The 9,590-nt window shown below is 33.3% G+C and carries 7 protein-coding genes and 1 tRNA gene; all 8 read left to right on the top strand.

The features are described from left to right. Nucleotides 1–49: 49 nt before the first annotated feature. The 8 genes from KJA13_03110 to deoC all read left to right on the top strand — a co-directional run bounded on the left by KJA13_03110 (nucleotide 50) and on the right by deoC (nucleotide 9,485). Nucleotides 50–124 (top strand) — tRNA-His (locus KJA13_03110). A 184-nt stretch (nucleotides 125–308) separates the two neighbouring features. Beyond that, on the top strand, nucleotides 309–1,607 hold the full coding sequence (locus tag KJA13_03105; GenBank protein ID MBZ9578002.1) for a site-specific DNA-methyltransferase: 1,299 nt from the start codon (nucleotides 309–311) through the stop codon (nucleotides 1,605–1,607). A 4-nt stretch (nucleotides 1,608–1,611) separates the two neighbouring features. Next, entirely contained in the window at nucleotides 1,612–2,208 is a 597-nt protein-coding gene (locus tag KJA13_03100; protein ID MBZ9578001.1) for an MjaI family restriction endonuclease, read from the top strand. 150 nt (nucleotides 2,209–2,358) lie between these two features. Continuing rightward, nucleotides 2,359–3,207 carry a site-specific DNA-methyltransferase gene (locus KJA13_03095; protein MBZ9578000.1) on the top strand — a complete coding sequence of 283 codons (849 nt, stop codon included), beginning with the start codon at nucleotides 2,359–2,361 and terminating at the stop codon, nucleotides 3,205–3,207. Then, complete coding sequence (locus tag KJA13_03090; GenBank protein MBZ9577999.1) at nucleotides 3,197–3,778, top strand: hypothetical protein; 582 nt, start codon at nucleotides 3,197–3,199, stop codon at nucleotides 3,776–3,778. Before KJA13_03095 ends, KJA13_03090 begins: the two co-directional genes overlap by 11 nt. Continuing rightward, complete coding sequence (locus KJA13_03085) at nucleotides 3,779–6,475, top strand: protein kinase (GenBank protein MBZ9577998.1); 2,697 nt, start codon at nucleotides 3,779–3,781, stop codon at nucleotides 6,473–6,475. Beyond that, nucleotides 6,468–7,562: a hypothetical protein gene (locus KJA13_03080; GenBank protein ID MBZ9577997.1), complete on the top strand. Its 1,095-nt coding sequence runs from the start codon at nucleotides 6,468–6,470 to the stop codon at nucleotides 7,560–7,562. The genes KJA13_03085 and KJA13_03080 overlap by 8 nt, the downstream gene beginning before the upstream one ends. A 558-nt stretch (nucleotides 7,563–8,120) precedes the next feature. Further along, a complete protein-coding gene (deoC, locus tag KJA13_03075) occupies nucleotides 8,121–9,485 on the top strand; it encodes a deoxyribose-phosphate aldolase (protein MBZ9577996.1) in 1,365 nt (454 codons plus the stop codon). The last annotated feature ends 105 nt before the right edge of the window (nucleotides 9,486–9,590 follow it).

Here is a 9,590-nt window from a genome sequence, read left to right as displayed (position 1 = left end):
TTCTAAGCCGTCGGTTGTCCGTTCGAGTCGGACCGAGGGTGCCATGATGGTGGGTGTAGCTCAATGGTAGAGCACATGGTTGTGGTCCATGTGGTTGCGGGTTCGAATCCCGTCATCCACCCCAAATCCTGCTTTTGTCTTTCGGGATTAGTTTAGATGAATTGATGGGAAGATCAAAGCGATGAACAAGACTAAGAAATAGTACATCAACAAGCATTTGGCCAAAGAGGAAGATAGGCCGACAGAAAATTGTTAAAGAATGGCGAGTATACCTTACTTGTAATTTTTGGGAGGTAAAATAATATTAAATGAAAACAAAAATTTGGCATAAAATCATAATTGGTGATTCACGCTATATGGATGAGGTTAAAGATAAATCTGTCCATTTGGTGATCACCTCACCCCCCTATTGGCAATTAAAAGATTATGGCGTAAAAGGTCAAATTGGTTTTGATGATTCTTACCAAAATTACATTGCTAATTTGAATAAAGTTTGGTTAGAATGCCATCGAATTTTACATCTTGGCTGTAGGTTGTGTATTAATATTGGAGATCAATTTGCAAGGGCTATTTTCTACGGTAGATATAAGGTTATTCCAATCAGAACCGAAATAATTAAATATTGTGAAACTATAGGATTCGATTACATGGGTGCCATAATTTGGCAGAAAGTTACAACTTGCCAAACTACAGGTGGAGCTACAGTAATGGGATCTTATCCCTATCCAAGAGGCGGGATAATTAAGATCGATTATGAATTCATCTTGATATTTAAGAAACTTGGAAGGCCTCCACAAGTTTCTAAAGAAGTGAAAGAAAAGTCAAAACTTACAAATGAGGAATGGAATAAGTACTTTAATGGTCATTGGGATTTTCCTGGTGAAAAACAGAACGGGCATATTGCTATGTTCCCGTTGGAATTGCCACGGCGTTTAATCAAAATGTTCAGTTTTTATGGAGATACAGTATTAGATCCATTCTTAGGGAGTGGAACTACTTCAAGAGCAGCTTTAGAATTAGGGAGGAATTCTATTGGCTACGAAATAAATGAAAAATTTTTAGAAGTAATAAAATCGAAGATGGGAATTTCTAAAGAACCTGTATTGTTTAAAGAAAATTTTGACTATGAGATCATTTTTCAAAGAAAGAGAACAACTGAGAAGGAACCAATGAAAAAGCCAATGGCAGAGGTTGGTGGCAATCAATTAGAACGATTAGTAGATCCAAAAAAATTTAAATTTGGAACTGTAATAGATACTGAAGGTAGAAAGAAACGGGAAAATTATTATTTTGTTAAAGCTATATTGGATACTGAAACGGTGGTGTTAGAGAGTGGCTTAAAAGTGAAACTTCTGGGGGTAAAAGCAAGATCGGGTTTGGAAGACAAGGCGTGTGAGTATCTAAAAAATTTAACTAAAGGGCAAAAGGTTTTTATGAAATTCGACGATATAAAGTACGATGAGAAAGGTAACTTATATTGTTACCTTTATCTAAAAAATAAGACTTTCATCAATGCTCACTTAATAAGAAATAAATTAGTTGATGTTGATAAATCTTTTGAATATAAATATCAATCAAAATTTATAGATTACTCGAAAATGAGGTAATAAGATGGATAGAAAAATAACAACAGTCAAATTAAAGAATGAAGAAATTCAAGAGTATATTGGGCTTGAATCCCCTGAATTTCCAAAATATGTGACGACATTCATCAATCGAGCTAATCGCTTCTCCCAAGCGACAAGGCCTGAAAATGTTGGACAACTCAGTGAATTGATTAAAGAATTTCCCGGAAGGACAGTCTCAGAGTGGGAATCTTGGTATTGTGAACGATATCCCGATACTATTAGAATTGCTACAGATAAAATTGCGAACATGATTCAGAATTTTAGAGAAGCATTAGATAAAGTTACTCATGAAATGATTGAGAAGTGGGTGAAAGATTTAGTGATAATTAAAACCTTTATCGGATTGCATTTTCAAGAAGCAATTCTTAAGAAAGTTGCCGAGATTAAAGGTACAACTTACAGACTTTCTAATGAAGAGGAAGAATCAAAAGGTATCGATGGTTTTATCGGCTCAATTTCCGTTTCTATAAAGCCCTACACATATAAAGAAGAAAAGGAGTTAAAGGAGAAAATCCCTGCTAAGATCATTTATTATGAGAAGTTGGATGATGGAGTTGAAGTCGATTTTTCAGAATTATAGATTTAATCTCCTTTAGCCGCGGTATCGTATTCGTGTATAAACCAAGAAGTATTTCACAAAATATGCCAATTTGTGAGCATAAATGAAGTATTTTGGTTATTTTAAGTTATACGTAATGACACTTTTCAAAAAAAACAGTGAGGTGAAAATATGAGTAAAAAAATATGCAACATAATGAAGCATACTCTATATATAGGTAGTGCTGATGAAGAACTTATCAAGATAAAAGACAATAGTATCCAGCTGATAATTACTTCTCCACCCTATTGGAACGCAAGAGACTATAAACATCAAAAGCAAATTGGTTTTAATGATACGTATGAGGAATATCTTATGAAAATGAAAAAGATTTTCAAAGAGTGCGTTAGAATACTTCTGCCAGATGGTAAAATTGCCTTAAATATAGGCAACGTTTATAATTTTGAACTCGTTCATAAGAGAACATATACAGTAAATTTAATTATGGAGGCTTGGAAGATCTTGAATGAGTTTGAAGAATTAAGATTTATGGGGACAATCTATTGGAAAAAAAGCACCTCCCGCAATGGTGCAGTTTTGTTTGGTAGCTATCCATATCCCTCTACTTTTATGATTTCCACAGCATTAGAGGCGATCCATATATTTAGGAAGGTTGGTAAAAGAAAAGTTTCCAAAGGCATAAAAGAAAAGTCTAAGATATCGAAAGAAGAATTTAGGCAATTTAGAGACCCTATATGGCACCTAAATGGCATAAGCAGGAAAGATCATCCGGCAGTTTTTCCTAATGAACTTGTATATAGATTAATCAAAATGTATTCTTTCTGTGGTGATACTGTCTTAGATCCATTTTGTGGTATAGGAACAGTGAATATAGAGGCACTGGTGTTAAATAGAAACTCGATAGGTATAGATGTAAAGAAAAAGTATATTAGAAAAACTGTATTGAATCTTAAACACATCGACAAATTTGCTTCTATAATAGTTTATGATAAAAATATGGTGAGAAACTATGCACGATAATGAAATAGAAGTCCTAAAGCGCATGGTAAAAGGGTATGAAGAATCATTACCAAAGCTAAAAATACTAATATTTGGTCCTGGCGAGCGAAATCCCAATGAGTATGCCCAGAAATGTTTTCGTAAGCGCCGTGAAATCAAAGAAATTTTGACAAACAAAAATCATTTTGCAATTTTACCGGAAGAAGCATTCGATGAGGCTAGAAGGCAAGGTAAGGAGTATTCAAATATAACCTCATTCGAAAAATATTTAATAGAGCAACAGTGCGATCTTGCTGTATTTTTATATGTCCCGAAGTGTCCAGGGGTAGCGCATGAACTAGATGTTTTTTCTATTATCCCAGAATGTGTAAGAAAAATATACCTTTTTTATGGCAAAGATTGTCAATACAATTCCGAATGGACACTCAAGGATAAGGAAGAGTTCGTTATAGGCGGCAGTGGACATGTAGATTCTTTTTGTCAAAATGATATTGAAAAATGTGAGTTAGGAAAAAAAATAATCAAAATAGTCGAAAATGTAAGAAGATTTCTTAGTATGCATCCCTATAAAAAATATGAAGAGGTAAAATAAATGACAACAAGCAGCATAAAAGAAATATGGAAATTGATCGAAAAATTTAAAGATGAAGTAGAATTGTTGACGAGTGATGAAGCATTGGTGCTGCTTATTTACATTAATCGGCATAAGGGCATTACCAAGACGGAGTTAATAGAAAAAGTTAAGAAACATTTTAAACAAGTCAATATTCTGATTGACACCTTATTATCTACCAAATTTATAGAGGGAAAGAATGGTTTACTTTATCTTTCTAGAAAAGGTGAGGAAATTGTAAAAGTAATAGAATATTCTAAATATGATATCAGTGAGTTACCAAAAGATGCAATTCGGGGATATAGTTTACAAACACCACCTTTAGGAAGTGGGTCAACTTCTGTCACCTTTAGGGCGACAAAAGAAAAAACTGAGTTTGATGTTGTCTTAAAAATATTTAAGCCTGGTATTCTGGATCATGTAGATTTCGGGGAGAAAATAAAAACAATGCGGCCTTTTGTTTCTGTCCCCCATTTAGTAATTCCACAAGATTATGGAGAGTTCAAGTGGAATGGGTTAAACTTGAAATACATTGAGATAAAATATATAAAAGGGGACTCGTTAGGGAAATTTTTAAATGAGAATAGAAATGTGGATTTAGAGGAAACACTAAGAAATTTCATTAAAGAAGTAGCAGGGACATTAAAAATAATCCAAAACAAAGGTTTTACCCACGGTGATCTCCACGAGAATAATATCTTAATGGTAGAGGACGAAGTATACAAAGGTGGAAATATATTCCATTTTGAAGTGATAGATTTTATTGGTATAAATTCAAATGAAAAGTTTCGCCGATATGAACTAACTGATTTAGAATACTTTAAAGAAAATTTTTTTAAAATAACTCGAAAATATGCTAGTACACCTTCTGGTAAAGTAGATAGAAAAAAACTTGGAGAAAGATTGGTCTATATCTATAATAATCTCGTTGAAAATAAATATAATACATTCGATGATGTAATTAAGGGGCTATCTGAAAAACTTCCGGAAAGGAAAAGATTTCAATATGAACCCCCATTTACATATCTTATATTTGAAACCTACGATGTTAATGATCCCTTGTGGCTCAAAAGATTTGAGCTAGAAGCTACTATTTATGAGTATTTTATAGACTTTCGGCCATTAATATGTTCGGGCCCCAGAGGATGTGGCAAGACTATTTATCTAAGATCTTTGAGTTTTATACCCAAATTAATAAAAGTGGCCGAAGATGAAGAAGATGTAAAAAATAAGATCGCTTATTTTAAGGGAATATTTGGTATTTATTTTGCTTGCAGACAAGGTGAATTCAAAATTTTTTCTGAAAAGTGCTATAAGTTTACATTTGAAACACAATTATTTCTTAAACACATATTAATTTTAAAGATTCTTAGAAGAACGATCTCCTTGATAGGAGAAGCATACTCTGAGAAAGTATTCACAAGTGAACCAAAAGTGGAACTTATTTTAGATATCCTCTCTCAGTATTTGACTAAAGAACTTACAATGACTTCGACATTTCGTGAAAGACCTTTTAAAGAACTAATATCAATTTTAAGAAATGAAGAGAATTTCTGTATAGATATGGTGGGGAAGGAGGAGGAATATCCACCTACAAGTAACTTATTGCAAGAGAATATCTTAATAGAATTTTTCCAAACTATTAAAAAAGCAGTTTCTGAACTATCAGATGCCAAGTTTTATGTAATTTTTGATGATTTAAGCGAACCACAGGTAAATTTAGAAATGCAAAAGATACTTAATTGTTTGATAGCATGCCATAATGAAGTGTATTGCTGCAAATTTTCAACAGATAAGTATGCGTATACTTTTCAAGATATGTACGGAAAAGCTCTACAAGTACCACATGATTATACATATCGTGATATGTCAAATGTGGAAGATTATGAAAAATATTTGGAAAAAATAATAAACAGACAACTCGAAATAGGTGGATACACCAAAAAAATCAAGGATTATCTTGAGGAATTACCATACTCACATAAAGAATTAATTAACCTTTTATCTAAAAGGGAATATAACAAAGTTAAATATGGTGGGTGGAATCTAATTGTTCAGTTATCTTCATGGAGTGTCCGTGATGGATTAGTAATTTGTGAGGCAATTTTTAAACAATATGGTGGTAGAGAAAAGCATAATAAATTGAAGGAAGGTAAAGATAAAATTTTCATGGATGTCCAAGATAAAGCAATTAGAAAATATTCTAATGAAGCGTATGGTTATCTAATTAACATTGAGTATGTCGGTAAAGAAATTTTTGATGTGGTCAGAAGCTTCGGTGAAATATCCAGAGAATATTTGAAGAGAGAAATAACAAAGGAGAAGGAAAGAAAACACGAAGTAATTACTATAGAGAGAAGAGATAATAAGGAGTTGTCAGTCAAAGCAGAAGATCTATTGAGAAAATTAATTCGACATTCTGTCTTTATAGATAGAGGTCATAGTTTCTCGAGAGAGCAAATCGGGCGAGTCGAAAAATTTACCTTGCATAGAAAATATACACCCGAACTTAAGACAACCTATAGGGAAAGAGAACACCTAAGGCTTTCCAAAGATCGATTAGAGGAATTTTTGTTACGCCCCGACCAATTTAGAGAAAAATTTTTCAAAAAAGGTAAGGAAGATAAATATCAATTGAAATTTTTTGACTTTGAAGAAGGTGATAAAAATGAATAAAATACAAGAATTTGCACCTGACTTAATAGCGGACAAGAAAAATTCCTTATATATTTGTGCTGCTGGTTTTGAGGACAGGGTGAAAGGGGTTGTCGAAAAGCTCAAAGAGATAAGTGAAAAGGTTTTTAAATATAGTAATATTTTGGAATATTATAGTAGCGTTAGTTACAAACAAACCCAAAAGAAGAAAAAGTTTTTAGAAAAGAATAAAGAAAACTTAGACTTTTTACAGAGCTCTTTAAAGAATTTGTCTACCAATATGCTTGAAAATACCATAATAGACATCGATTACATATTTAAGACCAATAATAATTTTAAAAATATGTTAATAAAAAACATACCTGCCACAGAAATCGATTCAATCTTTATAGATATTTCTGGGATGGCGAATTTTTTAATACTTCTTACATTATATCAAACAAGCAAGATTTTTCATGATAAAGAAATATTCGTTTTATACACGGAGGCTCAAAACTACTTCCCCCAAAAAGATGAGAAAGATGAAATATTACAATTTGCAGAAGCGCGAAATGAGAATAGTATAACAAGGTTAGGTGAGCTACTTGGTGCTTCAGGTGCCAGAGAGACAATGATTCTCCCTTATTTTAAAGGATATTTTAAAGAAGATTTCCCGATATGCCTTATCTTCTTTGTTGGATATGAGCCATCTCGGGCGATAGGACTCTTAGACGCATATCATCCTAATATTGTAATTACCTGCTATGGGGTTTCACCACACGAACACTTTAAATGGCGAACAGAATTTTCTAAGGAATTACACAGCAAACTCAAGGTATTTGAACAATATCCATCTTCAAAGACGGAAATCTCAACTTTTAATATTCAGGAAATTATTTCTAAACTGGAAGAGATATACATAAGTGCAGACCGAGAGGGTAAAATTTTATATGAAAATTACAACATTGGTATCACACCCCAATGTAGCAAATTACAAACCGTGGCTACATATCTATTTTGTCAATCGCATCCAGATGTTCAAGTTGTTTTTTGCTTGCCAGGCTTGTTCAATCCCGAAAGATATTCGAAAGAAATTGGAAAGAGTTGGCTGTATAAATTATTAATTTAATAATATTTTAATGAAGAAATCGCCAAAGCGGATAATAGAGAAGCCTGTCGAAAAACTCCTTTTTGAGCCTAAAGTGCATAAACCAAGGATTTTACTCCGTTGAGGACATATTTGCTTAGAAGTACAGCTGGAAGAAATCTATAGTAAATCAACAGGCTTAGAGCATATGTGGCTTTGTGTCTTCGGCACGCTATCCAAAACCATCTTTGGTGAACATCAGATACGCTCAGAACGTTATAAAAAATGGAAATTTTTTGAAAGATAGTTTTTGATACCAGTTTAGAATTGTTAGGCAAATTTTGTCCCCATCCAAAATTTGGCCCTAAAATGTTTTGGATTTTTTCTGGCTCGGCAAGCCGCTTGAGGACGCCTTTTTGTGGTAGATTTGCTCAGGCGGACGAAGGCTAGAGACTTAATAACTTCTATTTGCGTAAAAATTTTCTATATATTTACACAAGTTATTCTAGTGAGCATTGATAATTGATATAGTTTATGTATAACCCTATAATAAGTTTAAGTAAAGGATATGTTTAAAACAACTTCCCGAAAGGAGACTTTATGATTCCAGATAAACTGTTAAAATATGAAATTGGTAAAATTAAAAAGAAAATAGAATCTTTAGGGATACCCTCGTTTAAATGTAAAGCAGTGATTAAGAAAAAAGAACCAAAAGTTATAACAAAACCGTTGGACCTTGCCGACTATATAGAACACACCGCATTAAAACCTCAGACTTCTCATCAAGATATCTTAGATTTATGCAATCAAGCAAGAGAATATCAGTTCCGAGGTGTATGCGTCAACCCGTTATACATTGAAGAAGCTAAAGAACATTTGAAAGGAACAGATTGTTTAATCGTAACAGTTATTGGATTCCCTTTAGGAATGAACTTAACAGATACAAAAGTAAACGAAGCAGAAAATGCTATACGACTAGGTGCTAATGAAATAGATATGGTTATGGCAGTTGGTTTATTAAAAAGTGGAGATTATAAGGGTGTATTTGAAGATATACAAAAAGTTGTAATTTTAGCAAAAACAATTCCTGTTAAAGTGATCTTAGAAACTAGTCTTCTAGAGCGAGAGGAAAAAATTGCTGCGTGTTTGTTGACCAAACGTGCTGGTGCGGCTTTTGTTAAAACTTCAACTGGTTTCTCTAGCGGTGGAGCTACAATAGAAGATGTTAAGTTAATAAGAGCAATTGTAGGCAATGAAATGGGGGTTAAGGCAGCAGGTGGCATTAGAGATTATAATACAGCACGAGCTATGATTGAAGCGGGTGCTGATCGTTTAGGTTGTTCTTCATCAGTCAAAATAGTAAATGAAGAAAAGAAAAGCGGAACTGCTAAAAATAATAATTATGAAGCTGTTTTAAAATATACATGGGATTGGTTTAGTTATCATGCGAATCAGCGAATGGTTGCCCTCCGCTTCTTCATAATTATTATGGGTGCAATTGGTTATATTTTTATTTTGGGGATAAGTAAGCCGAATTTCCTTTTGATTCTTATTTTTGGATTATTGTGTATTGGTATAGCTAAATTATTTTGGATTATAGATGTACGTAATAGGGAGCTTGTTCAATGTGCACGCGATGTTCTTGATAAGTTAGAAGAAAAGATGGGCTGGGTAGAAGATGATATTGCTGTAAGAAGAAAGGATAGGGGACGGAAATGTCTAGATGAATGTGTAGAATATGACCTACTATCCAAAAGGCTTAAAGACCGATATACGAGGAAGAATAAAAAATTATGCATAACATATAGTTATATGTTTAGTCGGGCATATTATTACGTAATTATAATGGGTTACATTATCAGTATAATAGGAGCAATTTTATTAGCGATACAGTTGTATAAGAGTAAAATTCTTATTAACATTTCAAATTATTTGCAATATATTTCTCACCTAATTTCCAAATAGGAAAATAAGGGGGAATAAAAGCGCATTCCTTTTTAGGGGAAGCAGGCTCGGAGCACAGGCAACGGAAGACACCAAAGGTGGCTGAAGTCCGAGCACCGAGACTGC

It is taken from the genome of Patescibacteria group bacterium (assembly GCA_020148045.1).
In the GTDB taxonomy this organism is placed as follows: domain Bacteria; phylum Patescibacteriota; class Minisyncoccia; order Minisyncoccales; family GWA2-38-27; genus JAHCRG01.
Note: the sequence above shows the minus strand (reverse complement) of the source record. Positions and strands in the feature narration are given on the sequence as shown.

Bases quoted from the DNA above. Each gene is read 5' to 3' on its own strand.
- KJA13_03105 (MBZ9578002.1), top strand. From the start codon at position 309: ATGAAAACAAAAATTTGGCATAAAATCATAATTGGTGATTCACGCTAT.
- KJA13_03100 (MBZ9578001.1), top strand. From the start codon at position 1,612: ATGGATAGAAAAATAACAACAGTCAAATTAAAGAATGAAGAAATTCAA.
- KJA13_03095 (MBZ9578000.1), top strand. From the start codon at position 2,359: ATGAGTAAAAAAATATGCAACATAATGAAGCATACTCTATATATAGGT.
- KJA13_03090 (MBZ9577999.1), top strand. From the start codon at position 3,197: ATGCACGATAATGAAATAGAAGTCCTAAAGCGCATGGTAAAAGGGTAT.
- KJA13_03085 (MBZ9577998.1), top strand. From the start codon at position 3,779: ATGACAACAAGCAGCATAAAAGAAATATGGAAATTGATCGAAAAATTT.
- KJA13_03080 (MBZ9577997.1), top strand. From the start codon at position 6,468: ATGAATAAAATACAAGAATTTGCACCTGACTTAATAGCGGACAAGAAA.
- deoC (MBZ9577996.1), top strand. From the start codon at position 8,121: ATGATTCCAGATAAACTGTTAAAATATGAAATTGGTAAAATTAAAAAG.